Here is an 18,567-nt window from a genome sequence, read left to right on the forward strand (position 1 = left end):
AGAAATAGTCATTTCTCCAATTTTTTATTTTAGTCATTTCTAACAAATCCCACTGTACGAAAAGCAAAAACTACTTATCTTCTGATAAGCTATTAGCCAACTTTTTAAAGGCTTCATCTAATGAAACCATTCGTTTTTCCACCTTAGAAATAGCAGAATCAAGCGTAAAACCTTCATCCAACATTTCCTGGATTAGCAAAATTTTCTTTACATTTAAATAATTATATCTTCTTGTAGAACCTTCAACCCCCTTTTCAGAGTGAATGGCTCCTTTTTCTTCCCAATAACGAATTTTTCTGGTAGGTATACCCGTTATTCTTGAAACTTCACCAATTCCAACAACCAATTTTTTTAATAAATCAAAATCTAATAAAGCAGAAATATTCTTATCTTCTTGAGGCATAGCTATTCTATTCTCCATTTGTAAAATTCTAATCTTGTAAACTATTTTACAATATATATAAATAATTTGCAATTTGTTGTTGATTGTTTTTAGAAAATATAGTACAATTTATTTAATTTATCTTCTTGAAATGTAAATAAATTACAAAAGGAGTTGTGATATGACAAAAGTATTAGTACTCGGTGCAACCGGTCGGACTGGCAAACTCATTATAGAAGAATTGGCTAAAAATCAATCTCTTCAAATTATTGCAGCAATAAGAAAAGCAAATGATATTAGCCGTTTACCAAAAATAGAACGAAAAATAAAAACGCACCTTGTAGATATAGAAAATGCAGAAAGTATTGAAAAAGCAATAGAGCAAGTGGATATAATTGTTCACGCTATACGTCTACGGGGTAATATTCCTGAGAATGCTTTAGTTGAACTAGATAAAAGAATACGTCAAGCAATTCCTCCAACTAAGGAAATTCCTATGATTATTGTGGGCGGAGCAGGCTCATTAAAGATGAACAGCGGAAAATATTTCTGGGAAGATCCACATTTCCCAACACAAACCTTACCGCGAGGAAGGGCGCATGCTCAATTAAGAATTTATCTAGAAGAACACTCATTCAAAGACAAGTGGGCATATTTAGTCCCACCTCCAGCCTATATTCCCGAAGGAATTAGACTAGGCACATATAAACAAGCCGAACTAGACTTGGAAGAGGACTTTTTAAATGAACAAATTAGTTATTCTGATTTTGCTATTGCTATTTCGGATGCCGTTCGAGAAGAATGGCAAGGAGTTCACTTGATTGCATCAAGTACTTGATTTTAAGCATAAAAAAAGAGGCTAAGCCTCTTTTTTCTACTCTATTATTTTGCAATTTTTGCAAAGTATTCAAGAGTACGCACAAGTTGTGCAGTGTAAGACATTTCATTGTCGTACCATGATACAACTTTAACCAATTGTTTACCGTCAACGTCAAGAACTTTAGTTTGAGTTGCGTCAAACAATGAACCGTAAGCCATACCAACGATATCTGAAGATACGATTGGGTCTTCAGTGTAACCGTATGATTCGTTAGCAGCAGCCTTCATAGCAGCGTTTACTTCTTCTACAGTTACGTTCTTTTCAAGAACTGCTACCAATTCAGTTACAGAACCAGTTGGAGTAGGGATACGTTGTGCAGCACCATCCAATTTACCGTTCAATTCAGGGATAACCAAACCGATTGCTTTAGCAGCACCAGTTGAGTTAGGAACGATGTTAGCAGCACCAGCACGAGCACGACGAAGGTCACCACCGCGGTGTGGTCCGTCAAGGATCATTTGGTCACCAGTGTAAGCGTGGATTGTAGTCATCAAACCTTGAACAACACCGAAGTTATCTTGAAGAGCCTTAGCCATTGGAGCCAAGCAGTTTGTAGTACATGAAGCACCTGAGATAACTGTTTCAGTTCCATCAAGAATGTCTTGGTTTGTGTTAAATACAACTGTTTTAACGTCGTTTCCACCAGGAGCAGTGATAACAACTTTCTTAGCTCCACCTGGGTGCAAGTGTTTTTCAGCTGCTTCTTTCTTAGCAAAGAAACCAGTTGCTTCAAGAACGATTTCTACACCGTCGTTAGCCCAGTCGATTTGTTCTGGGTCACGTTCAGCAGAAACCTTAACGAATTTACCGTTCACTTCAAATCCGCCTTCTTTTACTTCCACAGTACCGTCGAAACGACCTTGAGTTGTGTCGTATTTCAACAAGTGTGCAAGCATTACTGGATCTGTAAGGTCGTTGATACGAGTAACTTCAACACCTTCTACATTTTGGATACGACGGAAAGCAAGACGACCAATACGTCCGAAACCGTTAATACCAACTTTAACTACCATTCGTGATTTCCTCCTTATGAAAATCAATAAATATTTTATGTGAAAAGAGTAACTTGAAATGTTACAAATCACCTTTCAACATTTCCATTATATACTTAATTCCTTAAAATTGCAACTGATTTCATCGCAAGAAAAAAGTTAAATTACTTTTTTCACAACTTTTCATATACTTTCATATTTTTTCAAAAACTTTATTTTTTGAGCATTAAAAAACCGAGATTACTCTCGGTTTATCTAGTGAAATTTTTAGGCTTCACCTTTATTTTTTGCAATGATTTCTTCTTGGACTGACTTAGGCACGTCTTCGTAGTGGTCAAAGACCATCATGAAGGTACCACGTCCTTGAGATGCTGAACGAAGAACGGTTGCGTAACCAAACATTTCAGCAAGTGGAACGTAAGCACGAACGATTTGGCTGTTACCGTGTGCTTCCATACCGTCAACACGTCCACGACGTGCAGTCACGTGTCCCATAACGTCTCCAAGGTTTTCTTCTGGAACTGTGATGGTTACAAGCATCATTGGCTCAAGGATAGCTGGTTGTGCAGTTTTCGCAGCTTCTTTAAGGGCAAGTGATGCAGCTACCTTAAAGGCAGTTTCAGATGAGTCGACATCGTGGTATGATCCATCATAAAGTTTTGCTTTGACGTCAACGATTGGGTAGCCAGCAAGGACACCGTTAGCCATTGACTCAACCAGACCTTTTTCTACGGCTGGTACAAATTCACGAGGAACGACACCACCGACGATAGCATTTTCAAACTCGAAGCCTTTTCCTTCTTCGTTTGGAGTAAATTCAATCCAAACATCACCGAATTGACCCTTACCACCAGATTGGCGTTTGAAGAATCCACGCGCTTGAGTAGAAGCGCGGAAGGTTTCCCGGTAAGATACTTGAGGCGCACCTACGTTAGCTTCAACCTTAAATTCACGTTTCATCCGGTCAACAAGGACATCCAAGTGGAGCTCACCCATACCAGAGATAACTGTTTCACCAGTTTCAACGTTGGTTTCAACACGGAAGGTTGGGTCTTCTTCAGCCAATTTAGAAAGGGCAACACCCATCTTGTCTTGGTCTGCTTTAGACTTAGGCTCAACCATGAGTTGGATAACTGGTTCTGGAACTTCGATAGATTCAAGGATAACCTTCGCTTTTTCATCAGTCAAAGAATCACCCGTTGTAGTGTCCTTCAAACCAACGGCAGCAGCGATATCTCCTGCATAGACGGTATCAATTTCATTCCGGCTGTTGGCGTGCATTTGTAGGATACGTCCGATACGTTCACGTTTACCTTTAGAAGTGTTGAGAACGTAAGAACCGCTGTTCAAGACACCTGAGTAAACACGGAAGAAGGTCAAGCGACCTACGAATGGGTCAGTCATAATCTTGAAGGCAAGCGCTGCAAATGGCTCATCATCAGATGCTGGACGAGTTTCTTCTTCATCAGTATCTGGGTTAACACCCTTGATAGCAGGAATGTCAAGCGGACTTGGCAGGTAGTCAATAACGGCATCAAGCATCAATTGAACACCCTTATTTTTGAAGGCAGAACCACAGAGCACTGGGAAGAATTCTACATTGATGGTTGCCCGACGAATAGCTGCTTTCAACTCTTCGTTAGTGATTTCTTCACCTTCAAGGTATTTCATCATCAAGTCTTCATCAGTTTCGGCAACTGCTTCCACCAATTTTTCACGATATTCTTGAGCTTGCTCTAAGTATTCAGCTGGGATGTCTTCTTCCAAGATATCTGTACCAAGGTCGTTGGTATAGATTTCAGCCTTCATCTTAATCAAGTCAATGATTCCACGGAAGTCATCTTCAGAACCAATTGGCAATTGGATTGGATGAGCGTTAGCTTGCAAGCGGTCATGTAGAGTAGATACTGAGTAAAGGAAGTCAGCACCAATCTTATCCATCTTGTTAGCAAATACGATACGTGGTACGCGGTATTCAGTTGCTTGGCGCCAAACAGTTTCTGTTTGTGGCTCAACACCTGATTGGGAGTCCAGAACGGTTACCGCACCGTCCAATACACGAAGGGAACGTTGTACTTCGATAGTGAAGTCCACGTGTCCTGGGGTATCGATAATGTTAACCCGGTGGCCGTCCCATTGGGCAGTTGTCGCAGCAGATGTGATAGTGATACCACGCTCTTGCTCTTGCTCCATCCAGTCCATTTGTGAAGCACCTTCGTGAGTTTCTCCAATTTTGTGGATTTTACCAGTATAGTAGAGGATACGCTCAGTTGTAGTTGTTTTACCAGCATCAACGTGGGCCATGATACCGATATTACGAGTTTTTTCTAATGAAAATTCGCGAGCCATTTGGTTTGTTCTCCTATATTTTTTATTTCTTATTTATTATAACATATTTTAGAAGAGCGAGTAGGCAAAACCTACCCGCTCTCACAGTATTATATGCAGATGAAGAGTTGTATAACTCTTTGCATCTTAATTTAGTCGGGTTCGAGCTACAAGCCTCTGACAAAAAGATAAAATTGTCTCGAAGCATCGCTTCATCATCAATTTTCCTATTTTGTCTAGGGCTTGCTTAACGCTCTCACGCCCTATCTTACCAACGGAAGTGGGCGAAGGCACGGTTGGCTTCTGCCATACGGTGGGTGTCTTCACGTTTCTTAACAGCTGCACCTGTGTTGTTAGCTGCGTCCATGATTTCCTTAGCAAGACGGTCTTGCATAGTGTGTTCACCACGTTGACGAGCGATGGTTACCAACCAACGAAGTCCAAGGGTTGTACGACGTTCTGGACGAACTTCAACTGGGACTTGGTAGTTAGATCCACCAACCCGACGAGCCCGTACTTCAAGAACAGGCATGATGTTGTCCATAGCTGTTTCAAATACTTCATTAGCATCGTTTCCAGTAGCTTCCTTGATTTGCTCAAAAGCTCCATATACGATAGATGCTGCTGTACCACGTTTCCCATCAAGCATAACGCGGTTGATAAGACGTGTAACTAATTTTGAATTGTAAAGCGGATCTGGCAATACTTCGCGCTTAGGCGCTTGGTTTTTACGACTCATTTATCTCTCCCCTTCCTTATGCTTTTGGTTTCTTAGTACCGTACTTAGAACGGCCTTGCTTACGGTCAGTAACACCCGCTGTATCGAGGGCACCACGAACGATATGGTAACGTACCCCTGGAAGGTCTTTTACACGTCCACCGCGAAGAAGCACCACACTGTGCTCTTGTAAGTTGTGGCCGATACCTGGAATGTAGGCAGTTACTTCAATCAAGTTGCTCAAACGTACACGAGCAAACTTACGAAGGGCAGAGTTAGGTTTTTTAGGTGTCATGGTTCCGACACGAGTTGCAACTCCACGTTTTTGTGGTGAGTTTTCACGAGTAGGAACACGTTTAAGACTGTTATAACCAACGTTCAAGGCTGGTGATTTAGATTTTTCTACTTTTGATTTACGCGGTTTGCGAACCAATTGGTTAATTGTAGGCATCTACATTTCTCCTGTATTTTTTTAATTTTGGTGACAAGGCACTTGGTGACAGCCCTTGTCTGTGTGTACTTTTGCAACATTTGTCAGCACGTCTCTGTACACTTTTGAGAGACCAAAAGTAAAAAGTACCGTCTTTTATTATAACACGAGAGAATATAAGCGTCAATAGATTTCGCTAGTTTTTTCATGATTCCCCTTTCAAAAAAACTTATTTATTTCAGCTTGTTTGACCTAATAAGTAAGTCGTGTTATCATAAAATTGTTCGTTTTCGTTTTTAGTTTGATACAAACAAACTAGGCTCTACATAATAAAGGAGGACTCTATGATTATTTGGGGACACAAGGGCTATAAAAAGCTACTAGGAACAAGTGGCTATCCTATCGATTGTAGCCATTGCAATAACCAGCAGGCTTGGCAACTTTTGGAAGTGGGCAAGAAATTTACCCTCTACTTCATCCCTCTCTTTCCCTATGGTCGAAAGTACTATCTGACTTGTCCAGTCTGTGGTTCGGGTATGGAAGTTGACAAGAAGGACCTACCCAACTACTTGTCTAACTAAACTTTAACTTGTTAAAAGTAGGAGCAACTTAGAAACAGCTCCTAAAAACTAAAAAAGGCTCTATAATATCTGTAGTGGGTTGATTGGTTCCAATCAGAACACACTTTTACAATCTAGTAATTATCTGATTTCAACTGATACTTAAGAGATAAAACATAGATGATACTTTTGAATGGTGATATCTCTCATCAGAAATATATTCTGATGAGAGACGGAAACTCTGAGACCTAGGCTCAGAGTTTAGCCATGAAATCCGTAGGAGTTGCTGGCGTCCGAGCACCATATCAAAAAGTATCATTAGTAATAAAAATTCTACCCACTACAGTTGACAATGAGCCCTAAAAAATCACCTAAAGAAGATTTTAAAATTTTCTCTAGGTGATTTTCTTTTTTACTTTTTAAAATCTTAGTCAAAGATATTGCCGACTTCGACATCAATTTTATTGGCTTTCACATCAATATTGGTGACCTTAAGTAGGGACTTATAATGAAGATGGTCCCGCTTTTCCTGGGCATTATCGGCAAAGACAGCGATTCCTGCCAACTCAGAATCAAACTCGGCCAAAAGGCTAATCATACCATTGACAGTTCCACCGCCCTTTAAAAAGTCGTCAACAATGAGGACTCGGCTACCTGCCTTGAGGCTGCGCTTGGATAGGAACATTTTTTCAATGCGGTCACTAGAGCCAGAGACATAGTTGACACTGACGGTAGAGCCTTCGGTAATCTTGAGGTCCCTGCGGACAATGACGAAGGGAACATTTAAAATTTTGGCCACAGCATTGGCCAAGGGTACTCCCTTGGTGGCTACGGTCATCACTGCATCAATCTTTTGTTCCTTGAAGGCCTTGGCGATAATTCGGCCGATATTATGGAGGAGGCTTGGGGTGCTCAAAAGATCCGAAAGATAAATATAGCCTCCCGGAAGGATTCGTTCGCTTTCTGCTAGTTGGTCTCGTAAGTCTTCAACGATTGCGCGGGATTCCCGTTCAGAGATAGAGGGGGTAAAGATAACCCCGCCACCGGCACCGGTAATGGTTTCAATGGTCCCGATTTCAATCTCCTCAAAGGCCCTTTTAATAATGACGATGTCTTCGGAAATAGAGGACTTGGCTGACTCGTATTTTTCAGCAAAGGTATTGAGACTGGTCAGTTGGTAGGGGTGGTTGATTAGATAATTAGAAATTACCACCATTCGTTCGCTTCTTCTTAACTTCATGCTTTCACCATTTTACTTTATTTTTATATATTATACCATATTCCCAGAAAAAAACGAACGTTATTTTAAAAATAACGTTCAATTTTCGTTTTTTATCAATCTAATTTTGGTTTGTAGAAGGCCCGATTATCCATGGCAAAGATTCGATTGGTCATTTCTCCTGCTCCGACCTTGGAGAGGGCAGAGGTCATCATCATCATCTCTGCATCAAAATTATCAATCATGTGGAGGATTTCTGCCTCCATAATCCTTGGTCGGACTGGGCTACCATATTCCAAGAGGCCGTGGTGGCTAAGGATAAGATGGCGGAGAACGATGACTTCTTCCTTGCTATCATCAATCTTGAGCTCAATTAAGGCCTTGGTTAACTCCTCATCAATCAAGGCAATATGGCCAATCAGATTGCCCCGAACGGTATATTCGGTCGCTTCTGGTCCACTCAACTCTAAGACCTTGGCCAAATCGTGGAGCATAATTCCTGCAAAGAGCAGGCTCTTATTGAGCTGGGGATAGATGTCGCCGATAGAATCTGCTAGTCTGACCATGGTGGCTGTATGATAGGCTAGGCCCACCTCAAAGGCATGGTGGTTGGTCTTGGCCGCTGGGTAGCTGTAAAACTCCTTGTCATACTTGCTATAAAGAGCCCTAACCAGGCGCTGCCAGATAGGATTTTCAATTTTAAAAATCATCTGCCCTAGATAATCGCGAATTTCCTGGGGATCCACCGGTGGTTTTTCCTTGAAATCGCTAGGGTCATTGGGCTCACCAGTCTTGGGGAGACGGAGTTGGAGCTGGTTGACTTGGGGGGTATTATTATAGACCTCACGCCGTCCCTGCATGTGGACGACCTTGCCGACTGTAAACTCGGCTACATTATGGGGTTGGGCGTCCCAGAGCTTGCCTTCAATCTCTCCTGTATCATCTTGAAAAGTAAAGGCCAGATAGTTCTTACCAGCCCTGGTCTGGCGAACTTCGGCACTTTTAATCAGGTAAAAGCCTTCAAACAGCTCGTCTTTTTTCATTTGACTAATCTTCATTTTCTGTCCCTTCTTGTCCTTCTTGGAAATCTAATAGTGATAAGCCTAGGTCTTCTTCAGAAAGCTCAATCCGACGCAGGGTCCGCTCGATGGCATTGGTCCTGCGGGTCAGGAGATCATCAATATTGCCTGAGGCATTTTTCAAGTGCTTTTGAGCCTTGAGCAAGACTCCGCCGAATTTTTGAAATTCTGTCTTGACGGATCCTAGAACCTTGCTGATATCGTCGGCACTCCTTTGGATATTTAGGGTTTTAAAGCCAACCGATAGGGAATTGAGCAGGGCCGATAGGGTCGAGGGCCCGGCCACTACAATCTGCTCCTCCCGCCGCAAGCGATCAAAGAAATCGGGCTGGCGGACCACTTCTGAATAGAGGCCCTCTGTTGGTAAAAACATCAGGGCAAAATTGGTGGTGGCAGGCGGCGATAGATACTTCTGCTGGATGTCCTTGGCAAAGCGTTTGACACTAGCCAAGAGGGCCTTGCGGTGGAGGTCAATCTCCTCTCTGTCTCCTTGCTCATAGGCTTCTTCTAAGCGATAGTAGTCAGCCAGGGGAAACTTGGAGTCGATTGGTAGATAGACATAGGTTCCCTCGCTCTGGCCAGGAAGTTTGATGGCGTATTCAACCCGCTCGCTGGAGCCTACCACCGTCGCAAACTCACGTTCATATTGGCTAGGAGTTAGGATGTCTTCGATAATCTGACCTAGCTGGAGTTCCCCCATAATACCTCGACTTTTGGTATTGGAAAGGACCTTATTTAAACTGCCAACGTCTCTGGCAACACTCTGCATCTCTCCTAGGCCTCGATTGACCGATTCTAGCTGCTTGGAGACCGTCTCGAAAGAGCTTTGGAGTCGGTTTTGCAGGGTTGTTTCCAATTTTTCCTCCACGGTCTGGCGCATTTTTTCCAGGCGTTCTTCATTGGACTCCTGAATCTTTTGCATGCGCTCATCGGTCTTATCGCGGTTTTTGCTGAGATTGTCTGTAATCTCAAGTCTGAGCTCTGTCAATTCGCGATGGAGATCGGCCCTCATCTCTGATAAGCGGTCCCCCAAGGCTAATTCCAGAGTTTGCTGTTTTAATTCCTGCTCTTTTCTAGCCTCTAATAAACGATAGTCCAGCTGGTCTGACAGCTGGTCGGCCTGATTTTCCAGGGCTTTTTTAAGCTCTTGGTTTCGCTCGCTATTGCCCTTAAAAACCAGATAGGCCAAGACTAGGAGAAGCAGAAAAATCAAAATTTCCATATATTAGTCCTTACTAAAGATAAGTACCACATAGCCCTCGCTAAAGGAGAGACCAATTGGTTTACCTATAAATTCGTTAGAAGCATAGACTTTCTTAAAAAAATAGTTCTGGCTCGTCAAGGGATACTTGGCTCCCTCAATCCTCAAGACCTGATCCTGGACAGGCAGAAAGGCCAGATAGGTCCAACCGGCCCTGGGCTTGATTTCATGTCTACCTGCGGCTAGATAGGTTAGGTAGTTCTGCTTATCAACCAGGCTAATCTGCTCCATAAAGGGGGCTAGGCGTTGGTCGCTAGGCAGGAAAACATTGGCTAGGCTATGATCTAAGCGGCCGCCTAAGGCTCCATAAATCCTGACCTGGGCCTGGGGTAGGTCCTTGAAAAGGGTCAAGAGAGCCAGCTCTAAGTCTGTATCATTCTTTTCAGCCTGGGCTGTAACCAGAACGTTTGCCTCTTCTTCAATCCAAGCTCTTTCTTCAAGGCTGACAGAATCAAAGTCCCCTAGGGCATAGTCTAGTGGCAACCCTTCTTTTAAGAGGGTCAAGGCTCCTGCATCGACCCCCAGATAGAGGTCCCAGTCTCTGGGCAAGTCTTGGTCCAAGGGACCCCCAGCTAGAACCAAAACCTTAGGCATCTAGGCCCGCCTTTAAGGCAGCTACCCGCTCTTTAAGATCTCCCTTAAAGAGATAGCTGCCAGCCACAAAGACATTGGCTCCTGCTTCTTTGGCAATGGTTATCGTTTGATTATCAATACCGCCGTCGACTTCAATATCAAAGTCTAAATCATTTGCCTCACGTAAAACAACTAATTCACGAATTTTATCCATGGTCTCAGCTAGAAAAGCTTGACCTCCAAAGCCTGGATTGACTGTCATGACTAGGACTTGATCCACTAGGTTGAGAACATTCTTAGCTGCTTCTACGGGCGTTCCAGGATTCAGGACCAGACTGGCCTTGACCCCAGCCTCTCGAATCTTTTGGAGGGCCCCATGGATGTGGGGAGTCGCCTCGGCATGGATACTGATGATATCTGCTCCTGCTCGTGCAAAGTCAGCAATGTGACTTTCTGGATTGGAGACCATGAGATGGCAATCAAAGACCAGCTTAGAATAGGGGCGCATAGCCGCTACCACTCCTGCTCCGAAACTGATGTTGGGTACAAAGTGGCCGTCCATCACATCAATATGGACATAGTCTACTCCTGTTTCCTCTAGTCTTTTTAGCTCTTGCTCGAAATTGGCATAGTCCGCACTCAAAATAGAGGGGGCAATTTTAAATGGTTTCATTCCTTACTCCTTTTTATTTGGGATGTTTCTTCCCTACTTTTTTATAGGTTTCCCGTCGGTTTTCAATCTCACTGAGAAGTTGTAAATAGTTATCAAAGCGGACAGAGGACAAATCACCCGCTTCAAGTGCTTGCTTAACCGCGCAGGCTGGCTCATGGGTATGGGTGCAGGTCCGGAACTTGCAAGCCTGGCTGATTTTGGCGATTTCTGGAAAGGCTAGATTGAGCTCCTCAGCACTGGTCACCTCATAGTCTAAGGATGAAAAGCCAGGAGTGTCGGCAATTTTTCCTCCGTAAAGGTTATAGAGGCTGACAGCTCGCGTCGTATGGCGACCCCGACCTAGGCTCTCTGAAATCTCAGCCGTCTCTAGGGCTAAATCAGGCGCAATTTTATTGAGTAGGGTGGACTTCCCCACACCTGTCTGACCCATAAAAACAGTGATTTTCTGAGATAAGAGAGGCAGGAGTTCTTCCACCGACAGGGCCAAGTCATAGCCGATAGAGCGGTAGAGGCTAATGTAATCATCTAGTTCATTTCCTGTCTCCAGAAGGTCGAGCTTGCTTAGATAAATCAGGGGTTTGATGGCCTTATGCTCTAGTAGGACCAAAAAACGATCCAGGAGATTGGGATTGAAGTCTGGCTCACGCGCACTGATGACGACGACAGCCTGGTCGATATTGACAATGGGTGGACGGACTAGGCTGTTCTTGCGCTCACCAATCTTTAAGATGTAACCCTCCGAGTCCTTGTCAGCCGAAAATTCTACCTCATCTCCCACATAGGGCGTCTGGCCTTTTTTACGAAAATTTCCTCTGGCCCTGGTTTGATAAATCTGACCGGCACTTTCTACATAGTAGAAGCCAGCCAGAGCCTTTATAATTCTTCCTTGCAAAACGGCTCCTTTTGTTCTAATGAATTTATTATAACAAAAAATAGGACTTTTTGCTTTTTTCCCTTGGCAAATTTCAAAAAAAAGGTATAATAGATATAGTGGTCTAAGCGGAGGTGGTGGAACGGCAGACACGCATGCTTCAGGCGCATGTGCCCGTACGGGTGTGAGGGTTCAAATCCCTTCCTCCGCATAAAGAGAAAAACGACTTCAAATGAGGTCGTTTTTTTGTTTAAAAATTAGTTTTCTTTTGCCTTTAGTAATAACAAAGACAGGCTCAAGAAGAAAGTGAGCGTTGATAAACCGCCAGTAAAGTATTTTTCAAAAACACTGGAAGTGATAAAACAATTAAAAATCGAAGCCAGAGCTAAAAAAATGGTTGTAATGAACAGTAAGTTTTTTAAATAATTTTCCCGCCACGGACCCTTAATAATATGACCACAAGCCAAATAAACCGTGCCAAAGAAGCCCCACAAGACGAAGGACACCAAATTTATCCACCTTAAATGCAGCGGGATAACAGTATAATGTCCTCCTAGGACGAACTGTCCCAAGGGTAGCCCCAAAAGCAACAAGAACTGCAGCAAAGCATTGATGTACCATGATAAAGCGCAAAGAGCCGCCAGGATTTTTATTTTCACTTCTTTTCCTCGATAGTTACTTCATTCCCACTTCTTCCAAGCTATTGGCCAACCTAGCAAAGTCCTCTAAGCTGAGGGCCTCCCCCCGTAGATTAGGGGCAAGTTCAGCCATTTCTAAAGCCTGGGTCAACTTGTCCTTAACTTCCTCGCTCTTGCCAAAATAATTGGTCAGGTTGTTCCAAAGGGTCTTGCGACGATGGGTAAAGCTAGCCTTGGTCAGCTTGAAGAAAAACTTCTCATCGCGCACATCAACAGCTGGTTGCTGGCGACGGACCATTTTTAAGATGGCACTATCGACATTGGGGGCTGGTACAAAGACTGTCCGCGGTACAACAAAGGCTAACTCAGCAGTCATATAGTACTGGACAGCAATCGATAGGCTCCCATAGGCCTTGGTCTTAGGCTCAGCCGAAATGCGGTCTGCTACCTCTTTTTGCATCATAACAACAAACTCGCTAAAGGGAATGCCACTCTCAATCAAGTGCATCAAAATAGGGGTCGTGATGTAGTAGGGCAGATTGGCAACGACCTTAATGGGCAGGTCGGGATTTTTAAACTCCTTTACGTACTGGCTCAAATCCACCTTGAGAATATCCTGATTGACCACGCGCACATTGTCAAAATCACGCAAGGTGTCGGCCAAAATCGGTACTAGGCGCTCGTCAATTTCAAAGGCCATGACCTCGGCTGCGCTCTCTGCCAAAAATTCGGTCAAGGCGCCAATCCCCGGTCCAATCTCAATGACATTGACCTGCTCATCAATCTCTGCTGTATCAACAATCTTCTGCAAAATATTGCTATCGGTCAAAAAATTCTGCCCGAAAGACTTCTTAAAAGTAAAACCATGACGCTCCAAAATGGCCTTGGTTACGCTGTAATCTGAAATTCTCATGTTGTTCTTTCTATCTTCGCTAAAATTCCCAACTTTCTGCTAAAATGGGATAGAGTTTCTTCATTTTTTGTGTCCAAGCCACCAAATCTGGAAAATCATCAGTCAGTGACAAATCTAATACTGACTGGCGTAAAATCCACCATTCAACTAAACAAACTACAGTGATTGTCCCTATGTTCAAATCATCTGCAAAAGCTATCAAACGCTTCTCTAAATCCTTAAAACTGCGCAAACATCGCTCCGATAACTGCTCCTGACGACTAAGCCACCATTCCGAACGATGCCTCATCAATCGTTCAGCTACCACTGGCATAGCATTTTCCAAAATCCCATCTGCCAGTGCATGCAAGGCAAGGACAGACCAACGGTTTTCTCCCTTAGGAAATAAGGTTTGCTTTGTACCCAAATTATCAAGATATTCTGAAATGCTATAACTTCCAAAAAGCCACTCATCGTTCAACATCTGTAAGGCAGGCACTCGTCCAAGTGGATTGTCTTGATTATGTGGATTTTTGGCATCAAAAGCCATTGGTGTCTCTAAAAGCTCAATATCTTTTAAGCCATGATAAGCTATTACTACTAAAGCTTTTCGTGCATAGGGGCTAGTCTTTGAATACCATAATTTCATCTATTTTACTTTCCTTTCTTCTGGTCATATTTTTCCATGGCTTCTTCCACCTCTGTCAGCCCCACCCCAAACATTTCCAGTCGTTTGAGCAGTTGTTTGCCATTGGTGTAGCCAATGCGGAGCTCTTGGCCTAAAAATTCCCGTCGTTTGCGGCTATCTGCTCCCAAAAGCAAGCCCAAACGCACTAAATCTTGTTTGCTGATGTCAAACTTCGACTCTTCTTTTGCCTGCCCCACCACCTGCTCCAAGGCGGTTTTCAAATCCTCATAGGAGGCGTGCTCCACTCCGAGCGAGCGCCCCTTGGTCTTGGACTTGGGCGCTGCTTCCTCCCGCCTTAAAAAGGCATGCTGGACACCAGGAACGGCATCCATAATAATTCGTCGGATACGCTCACCATTAAAGTCTGGATCGGTAAAAACGATAACTCCGTGCAAAGCCTGGAGTTGCTTAATCCGCTCAAGGTCAGTTGTATCAATAGCAGAGCCCCTGGTCTCGTAGGTCTCAACCTCAAAATAACGTTTGAGATTAGCCGTATCGTCTCGACCTTCGACCACGATGACCTGACTAATTTTTTCCTTCATGCTCTTCTTCCAATCCAAAAATCCGCAAACTATTGGCGTAGGTTGCCGCTGCTACTTCCTCCAGACTCAGCTGGCGGAGCTCTGCGATTTTCTCGACGACATAGCGGGTATAGGCTGGGTGGTTGATCCGCCCTCGCTTGGGCACGGGCGCCAGATAGGGGGCGTCTGTTTCGACCAGGATTTTTTCTAGGGGCAAATGCTGCGCTGCTTCCTGAATATCTAGCGCTTTCTTAAAAGTCACCACACCAGAAAAGGAAATGCTCATGCCCAAATCCATAAATTTCTCAGCCATAGCAAGCGAGCCCGAATAAGAGTGCATAATCCCACCTCGCGCACCTACGCCCTCGCTTTTGATGATGTCATAGGTGTCCTCTAAGGCCTCGCGGGTATGCACCACAAAAGGAAGATTTAATTCCTTAGAAAGGGCTAGCTGGCGCCGAAATACCGCCTCCTGCACTTCTTTGCTGGCGGTCATCCAGTGGTAGTCCAGGCCGATTTCTCCCAGAGCCACTACCTTGGGGTGCTGGAGCTTTTCTAGCAAATAGGCTTCTACTTGCTCATTATAGCTAGCGGCCTCGGTCGGATGCCAACCCAAGGTGGCATAGAGGCAAGGATAGCTGTCGACCAAGTCCAGGGCCCGCTCAATACTAGGATGGTCAAAACCGACCAAGTTCATCTTTTGAACTCCCATTTCCTGAGCTAAGCTTATCTCCTCCTGCTCTTGACCAGCAAAGTCTTCTATATTTAGATGGGTATGACTGTCAAATATTTTCATTCTTTCTTTCCTTGTCTAATCCCTCATAGTCTAGGGGCTGTCTCTATTATAGCAAATGTCTCCTGGAAACCAAAAGTCTTTTATGTAAAAAAGACTGGGACCGTCTCTCCAAGGAACTATCCCAATCTCATCTTTATTTGTCTTTTCTGATAATCTAGGAGGCTAAACGGCCTCTTGGGCTGGAATAAAGGGGATGCCCAAATCAATGGCCCTTATCCAGGTCAAATCTTGAGGAAGTTTAAAGACCAAATCTTTTTCATCCCAAGCGTGATTTAACTGACTCAAGCCAATATTGACTGCCTGTTCCAAAACAGCAATTTCAGCAAAGATTTCCTCTGACAGCTGGTGAAAGGTCATCAAGCGCTCTAATTTATGGACCAGGGCCTGACGCGCGGTCTGATAAATCTCAAGGCTATTTTCTAGGCTGATGACTCGCTGGGTATTGGCTGGTGTCGGCTCCAATCGCTGGCCTTGCCGGGCCAAGCTCAACATATCCTCAGCCTCCTGGATAAAGCCATCCCAGCGGTTGATTTCCTCTCGCAAGCTATCTTCTTCTAGATTTTCACTTCCGACCTGCTCTAGATAATCATCAGGCAACTGCTGGACCAAGCGGGCCGTTGCTTCTGACAATCTAGCTCCACCGCGCCTCAAGGGCTCTAAAACCTGGCGAATCAGCTCCCGCGAGCTATCATAGGCCCGTCCTTTTAGCTGATTGGTGCTGGCTACAAATTCGTTTAGGGCCAGCTGCAAGTCATCGTAAGCTAGCAACTGCTGATAGACCATGTGGGCTACATTCTTGGCCTGGTCCTGGGACTGGGCCAAATCCATCATAATACCGTTACTGACTACCATAAGCCTCTCCCCCCTTCTTGGTTGAGACGCAAACGTTCCTCAGCTAGGTCTTCTAGACTTCGACCGATTTTTCGCTCCTGATTTTTCAAAGATTCCAAGTCTTCTTCAAAGCTACTGGAAATCTTGCTGGATTCATGGAAAAATTCTGTATCCAAGCGCTCAAAAAGATAGGCTGGTTCTTGGTACTTATAGGACAACTCCTTTAAGAAATTTGCAACAGCCCCTTCATGATAGAAATAATCTTCCTCGGCCGCCATCATCTGCTGCCGGTCCTGTCTCAACTCCTCTTCTCGCTCCAGTAAGTCCCTTTCTTTCTGGTGCAAGAGGTCTAATCTTTTCTCTTTCTGATTCATCAAAGCAAGTCTCCCTTCCCAATCTGCTGGGCGTTGGTCTGGTCTAGCTGGTCCAGTTGTTGAGAAATCGCCTGAATCTTGGCTGCAACCAGCTGGCTGGCTCGGGCAATTTCCTGGGCCTTAGTCTGGGCCAGGGCTACTGCTTCGTGTGCTCTACTATTGCCCGCTAGGCTGGTCCTTTCATCCAAAAGGGCCTGCTCTACGCCAGCTAGCTTATCACTAGCCTGAAAGAGGGCCTGGGCATAGTTGGTAGCAACAACTAAATCACTCTTAATCTCCATATTTCTTTTCCCCTTATTTTTCTCCTTTTTTCATTATAACACATTCCCTCAAAAGAAGTAAGTTCTTGAACTGGGAAAAAGACAGATTTAGCGAGAATGAAAGCGCAACCACGAACAGATAAGAAAAAAACCAGTAGACTCGAGTTTCTACTGGTTCTTTTTGGTCTGGGCTATGATTAAGCAGCCAAGACTTTACGTCCTTTACGACGACGGCTAGCAAGTACGCGGCGTCCGTTTTTAGTTGACATACGGTGACGGAAACCATGTTTGCGTGCACGACGGATTTTACTTGGTTGATAAGTACGTTTCACTTTGAATACCTCCTCTTAGATTTCTGTATTCGTTTAGCCGGCTATATTGTGATCAGTTACTAAACATACCTACTTATTCTATATGATTATCAGGCTTTTGTCAATAGAGAGAGCAAAAAAGACTGGGGCTGGAACTTTTGCCAGAAATTTTCTAGCAGACTAAGGCAGGGCCTAGTCCTCCTTATAAGACTTTCTTCGACCATTAGCTGCCAATAAACCTAGGCCTGCGAGGGCCAAGAAGCCAGCTGCTGGCAGGGTATTTTCTTCCTTGCTTCCTGTTTGCGGCAAGAGCTGGGCTGGCGCCTGATAGGAGTGGTTGGCAGGAATTGGTCTTTGTCTCAAGAGACTAGTAAAGGCTGTGCTTTCCACCCGTCCTGGCTCTTTGCCAGGCTCTTTACTCTCTTCTTCAAGCTGGTCAGCTAGAACAGTTGGGGTATAGTTTCCAGTAAGGACTGTGCCATTGGCATCTTGAACTTGGACCTGGGCCGGCTGGGCTTGGCCTAGGAATGACTCCTGAGGTTGGAAACTTACCTGACCGGTCTGAGGATCAATCGTGTAAGTTCCGATGACCTTGCCTTCTTGATCCAGGGCATCTACAGACAGGGCTTGGCTAGCCTGGCCTGTGTAAGGGTCAATGAGCTGGGCTGGATGTTCAGCATCAATCACAATCGGTGTCTGACTGTCTCCCGCCTTGAAGACTGGAGTGCCGGTTTGTGGCTGGCCTTGCTTACCTGTCGAAGTCACGTTTTCGGCGCTCGGTTTAACGGCTTCAACGCTTGGAGTGTAGGTCGCTTCAACTGGGGTCCCGTTGACATCGGTTTTAACAACAGTTACTCCGGTTGCCTGACCGGTGAAGGTCTTTTCGGGGGTGAAAGTAATTTGACCTTGGTCGTTGATTTGGTAACTTCCTTGACCTGGAACAACCACTTCATCAACCAATTGGCCTGAAGCGTCTTTCAATTTAGCTGGTTGGTCGCTTAGAGCTACCGACTTATCACCTGATTTAAAGATTGGAGTGCCGGTTTGTATTTGGCCTTGCTTGCCTGTCGAAGTCACGTTCTCAGCGCTTGGTTTAACGGCTTCCACACTTGGAGTATAGGTAGCTTCTACTGGGGTACCGTTGGCATCGGTTTTAACGACAGTTACACCTGAGGTTTGACCGGTAAAGGTTTTTTCTGGAGTGAAAGTAACTTGACCTTGGTCGTTGATTTGGTAACTTCCTTGACCTGGAATTGTTACGTTTTCAACCAATTCGCCACTTGCTGGGTC

The 18,567-nt window shown here is 44.4% G+C and carries 23 protein-coding genes and 1 tRNA gene; 3 read left to right on the plus strand and 21 right to left on the minus strand.

Going from position 1 to position 18,567, the window contains the following annotated elements; genetic code table 11:
- Positions 1-70: 70 nt before the first annotated feature.
- Positions 71-403: a MerR family transcriptional regulator gene (locus C4K46_RS07505; protein WP_209628278.1), complete on the minus strand. Its 333-nt coding sequence runs from the start codon at positions 401-403 to the stop codon at positions 71-73.
- Between the two features lie 160 nt (positions 404-563).
- Here C4K46_RS07505 and C4K46_RS07510 point away from each other — a divergent pair, with 160 nt between their 5' ends.
- Positions 564-1,220 (plus strand): NAD(P)-dependent oxidoreductase, encoded by a 657-nt coding sequence (locus C4K46_RS07510; RefSeq protein WP_209628279.1) that lies wholly within the window; start codon positions 564-566, stop codon positions 1,218-1,220.
- A 44-nt stretch (positions 1,221-1,264) separates the two neighbouring features.
- On the opposite strand, the gene gap is transcribed toward C4K46_RS07510, so the two are convergent.
- The 4 genes from gap to rpsL form a co-directional block, all read right to left on the minus strand.
- The gene (gap, locus tag C4K46_RS07515; protein WP_209628280.1) at positions 1,265-2,275 is read right to left on the minus strand and encodes a type I glyceraldehyde-3-phosphate dehydrogenase; all 1,011 of its coding nucleotides are present in this window, start codon (positions 2,273-2,275) and stop codon (positions 1,265-1,267) included.
- 246 nt (positions 2,276-2,521) lie between these two features.
- Complete coding sequence (gene fusA / locus C4K46_RS07520) at positions 2,522-4,603, minus strand: elongation factor G (RefSeq protein WP_209628281.1); 2,082 nt, start codon at positions 4,601-4,603, stop codon at positions 2,522-2,524.
- A gap of 247 nt (positions 4,604-4,850) precedes the next feature.
- Positions 4,851-5,321: a 30S ribosomal protein S7 gene (gene rpsG, locus C4K46_RS07525; RefSeq protein WP_209628282.1), complete on the minus strand. Its 471-nt coding sequence runs from the start codon at positions 5,319-5,321 to the stop codon at positions 4,851-4,853.
- 16 nt (positions 5,322-5,337) lie between these two features.
- Positions 5,338-5,751 carry a 30S ribosomal protein S12 gene (gene rpsL, locus C4K46_RS07530; protein WP_003026451.1) on the minus strand — a complete coding sequence of 138 codons (414 nt, stop codon included), beginning with the start codon at positions 5,749-5,751 and terminating at the stop codon, positions 5,338-5,340.
- Between the two features lie 323 nt (positions 5,752-6,074).
- Here rpsL and C4K46_RS07535 point away from each other — a divergent pair, with 323 nt between their 5' ends.
- Positions 6,075-6,311 (plus strand): zinc-ribbon domain-containing protein, encoded by a 237-nt coding sequence (locus C4K46_RS07535; protein ID WP_209628283.1) that lies wholly within the window; start codon positions 6,075-6,077, stop codon positions 6,309-6,311.
- A gap of 406 nt (positions 6,312-6,717) precedes the next feature.
- Here C4K46_RS07535 and purR read toward each other — a convergent pair whose 3' ends face one another.
- The 6 genes from purR to rsgA form a co-directional block, all read right to left on the minus strand.
- Positions 6,718-7,530 carry a pur operon repressor gene (purR, locus tag C4K46_RS07540; protein WP_209628284.1) on the minus strand — a complete coding sequence of 271 codons (813 nt, stop codon included), beginning with the start codon at positions 7,528-7,530 and terminating at the stop codon, positions 6,718-6,720.
- Between the two features lie 95 nt (positions 7,531-7,625).
- A complete protein-coding gene (locus tag C4K46_RS07545; RefSeq protein WP_209628285.1) occupies positions 7,626-8,567 on the minus strand; it encodes a 3'-5' exoribonuclease YhaM family protein in 942 nt (313 codons plus the stop codon).
- A complete protein-coding gene (locus tag C4K46_RS07550) occupies positions 8,557-9,810 on the minus strand; it encodes a DNA recombination protein RmuC (RefSeq protein ID WP_209628286.1) in 1,254 nt (417 codons plus the stop codon). Before C4K46_RS07550 ends, C4K46_RS07545 begins: the two co-directional genes overlap by 11 nt.
- A 3-nt stretch (positions 9,811-9,813) precedes the next feature.
- Positions 9,814-10,443, minus strand: coding sequence for a thiamine diphosphokinase (locus tag C4K46_RS07555; protein WP_209628287.1), 630 nt, complete (start codon positions 10,441-10,443; stop codon positions 9,814-9,816).
- Complete coding sequence (rpe, locus tag C4K46_RS07560; RefSeq protein ID WP_209628288.1) at positions 10,436-11,095, minus strand: ribulose-phosphate 3-epimerase; 660 nt, start codon at positions 11,093-11,095, stop codon at positions 10,436-10,438. The genes C4K46_RS07555 and rpe overlap by 8 nt, the downstream gene beginning before the upstream one ends.
- Positions 11,096-11,108: 13 nt before the next feature.
- Complete coding sequence (gene rsgA / locus C4K46_RS07565) at positions 11,109-11,987, minus strand: ribosome small subunit-dependent GTPase A (RefSeq protein WP_209628289.1); 879 nt, start codon at positions 11,985-11,987, stop codon at positions 11,109-11,111.
- A gap of 107 nt (positions 11,988-12,094) precedes the next feature.
- Between rsgA and C4K46_RS07570 the strand changes: the two genes are divergently transcribed.
- Positions 12,095-12,177, plus strand: a tRNA-Leu gene (locus C4K46_RS07570).
- Positions 12,178-12,223: 46 nt separating this feature from the next.
- On the opposite strand, the gene C4K46_RS07575 is transcribed toward C4K46_RS07570, so the two are convergent.
- From C4K46_RS07575 to C4K46_RS07620, 10 genes are all read right to left on the minus strand, one after another.
- Positions 12,224-12,625, minus strand: a complete 402-nt coding sequence (locus C4K46_RS07575) for a hypothetical protein (protein WP_209628290.1) — start codon at positions 12,623-12,625, stop codon at positions 12,224-12,226.
- 16 nt (positions 12,626-12,641) lie between these two features.
- The gene (gene rsmA, locus C4K46_RS07580; protein WP_209628291.1) at positions 12,642-13,517 is read right to left on the minus strand and encodes a 16S rRNA (adenine(1518)-N(6)/adenine(1519)-N(6))-dimethyltransferase RsmA; all 876 of its coding nucleotides are present in this window, start codon (positions 13,515-13,517) and stop codon (positions 12,642-12,644) included.
- A 19-nt stretch (positions 13,518-13,536) separates the two neighbouring features.
- Positions 13,537-14,145, minus strand: a complete 609-nt coding sequence (locus tag C4K46_RS07585; RefSeq protein WP_209628292.1) for a glutathione S-transferase family protein — start codon at positions 14,143-14,145, stop codon at positions 13,537-13,539.
- A 5-nt stretch (positions 14,146-14,150) separates the two neighbouring features.
- Positions 14,151-14,726 (minus strand): ribonuclease M5, encoded by a 576-nt coding sequence (gene rnmV / locus C4K46_RS07590; RefSeq protein ID WP_209628293.1) that lies wholly within the window; start codon positions 14,724-14,726, stop codon positions 14,151-14,153.
- Positions 14,710-15,501, minus strand: a complete 792-nt coding sequence (locus C4K46_RS07595; protein ID WP_209628294.1) for a TatD family hydrolase — start codon at positions 15,499-15,501, stop codon at positions 14,710-14,712. Before C4K46_RS07595 ends, rnmV begins: the two co-directional genes overlap by 17 nt.
- Before the next feature lie 162 nt (positions 15,502-15,663).
- Positions 15,664-16,353, minus strand: a complete 690-nt coding sequence (locus C4K46_RS07600) for a hypothetical protein (protein ID WP_209628295.1) — start codon at positions 16,351-16,353, stop codon at positions 15,664-15,666.
- A complete protein-coding gene (locus C4K46_RS07605) occupies positions 16,347-16,706 on the minus strand; it encodes a DUF3958 family protein (RefSeq protein ID WP_209628296.1) in 360 nt (119 codons plus the stop codon). The genes C4K46_RS07600 and C4K46_RS07605 overlap by 7 nt, the downstream gene beginning before the upstream one ends.
- Complete coding sequence (locus C4K46_RS07610; RefSeq protein WP_209628297.1) at positions 16,706-16,987, minus strand: TIGR04197 family type VII secretion effector; 282 nt, start codon at positions 16,985-16,987, stop codon at positions 16,706-16,708. Before C4K46_RS07610 ends, C4K46_RS07605 begins: the two co-directional genes overlap by 1 nt.
- Before the next feature lie 176 nt (positions 16,988-17,163).
- Complete coding sequence (gene rpmH / locus C4K46_RS07615) at positions 17,164-17,298, minus strand: 50S ribosomal protein L34 (protein ID WP_081600743.1); 135 nt, start codon at positions 17,296-17,298, stop codon at positions 17,164-17,166.
- 171 nt (positions 17,299-17,469) lie between these two features.
- The coding region (locus C4K46_RS07620) for an LPXTG cell wall anchor domain-containing protein (protein ID WP_209628298.1) at positions 17,470-18,567 on the minus strand (1,098 nt) is incomplete at its 5' end.

The organism is Streptococcus oricebi, assembly GCF_017883985.1.
Lineage (GTDB): Bacteria > Bacillota > Bacilli > Lactobacillales > Streptococcaceae > Streptococcus > Streptococcus oricebi.

Excerpts from the sequence above, each read along its gene's own strand:
- rnmV (WP_209628293.1), bottom strand. The coding sequence starts at position 14,726 with ATGAAGGAAAAAATTAGTCAGGTCATCGTGGTCGAAGGTCGAGACGAT.
- C4K46_RS07505 (WP_209628278.1), bottom strand. The coding sequence starts at position 403 with ATGCCTCAAGAAGATAAGAATATTTCTGCTTTATTAGATTTTGATTTA.
- purR (WP_209628284.1), bottom strand. The coding sequence starts at position 7,530 with ATGAAGTTAAGAAGAAGCGAACGAATGGTGGTAATTTCTAATTATCTA.
- C4K46_RS07600 (WP_209628295.1), bottom strand. The coding sequence starts at position 16,353 with ATGGTAGTCAGTAACGGTATTATGATGGATTTGGCCCAGTCCCAGGAC.
- rpsL (WP_003026451.1), bottom strand. The coding sequence starts at position 5,751 with ATGCCTACAATTAACCAATTGGTTCGCAAACCGCGTAAATCAAAAGTA.
- gap (WP_209628280.1), bottom strand. The coding sequence starts at position 2,275 with ATGGTAGTTAAAGTTGGTATTAACGGTTTCGGACGTATTGGTCGTCTT.
- C4K46_RS07595 (WP_209628294.1), bottom strand. The coding sequence starts at position 15,501 with ATGAAAATATTTGACAGTCATACCCATCTAAATATAGAAGACTTTGCT.
- rpe (WP_209628288.1), bottom strand. The coding sequence starts at position 11,095 with ATGAAACCATTTAAAATTGCCCCCTCTATTTTGAGTGCGGACTATGCC.
- rsmA (WP_209628291.1), bottom strand. The coding sequence starts at position 13,517 with ATGAGAATTTCAGATTACAGCGTAACCAAGGCCATTTTGGAGCGTCAT.
- C4K46_RS07535 (WP_209628283.1), top strand. The coding sequence starts at position 6,075 with ATGATTATTTGGGGACACAAGGGCTATAAAAAGCTACTAGGAACAAGT.
- C4K46_RS07510 (WP_209628279.1), top strand. The coding sequence starts at position 564 with ATGACAAAAGTATTAGTACTCGGTGCAACCGGTCGGACTGGCAAACTC.
- C4K46_RS07585 (WP_209628292.1), bottom strand. The coding sequence starts at position 14,145 with ATGAAATTATGGTATTCAAAGACTAGCCCCTATGCACGAAAAGCTTTA.
- fusA (WP_209628281.1), bottom strand. The coding sequence starts at position 4,603 with ATGGCTCGCGAATTTTCATTAGAAAAAACTCGTAATATCGGTATCATG.
- C4K46_RS07605 (WP_209628296.1), bottom strand. The coding sequence starts at position 16,706 with ATGAATCAGAAAGAGAAAAGATTAGACCTCTTGCACCAGAAAGAAAGG.
- C4K46_RS07545 (WP_209628285.1), bottom strand. The coding sequence starts at position 8,567 with ATGAAGATTAGTCAAATGAAAAAAGACGAGCTGTTTGAAGGCTTTTAC.
- C4K46_RS07555 (WP_209628287.1), bottom strand. The coding sequence starts at position 10,443 with ATGCCTAAGGTTTTGGTTCTAGCTGGGGGTCCCTTGGACCAAGACTTG.
- rpsG (WP_209628282.1), bottom strand. The coding sequence starts at position 5,321 with ATGAGTCGTAAAAACCAAGCGCCTAAGCGCGAAGTATTGCCAGATCCG.
- C4K46_RS07610 (WP_209628297.1), bottom strand. The coding sequence starts at position 16,987 with ATGGAGATTAAGAGTGATTTAGTTGTTGCTACCAACTATGCCCAGGCC.
- C4K46_RS07550 (WP_209628286.1), bottom strand. The coding sequence starts at position 9,810 with ATGGAAATTTTGATTTTTCTGCTTCTCCTAGTCTTGGCCTATCTGGTT.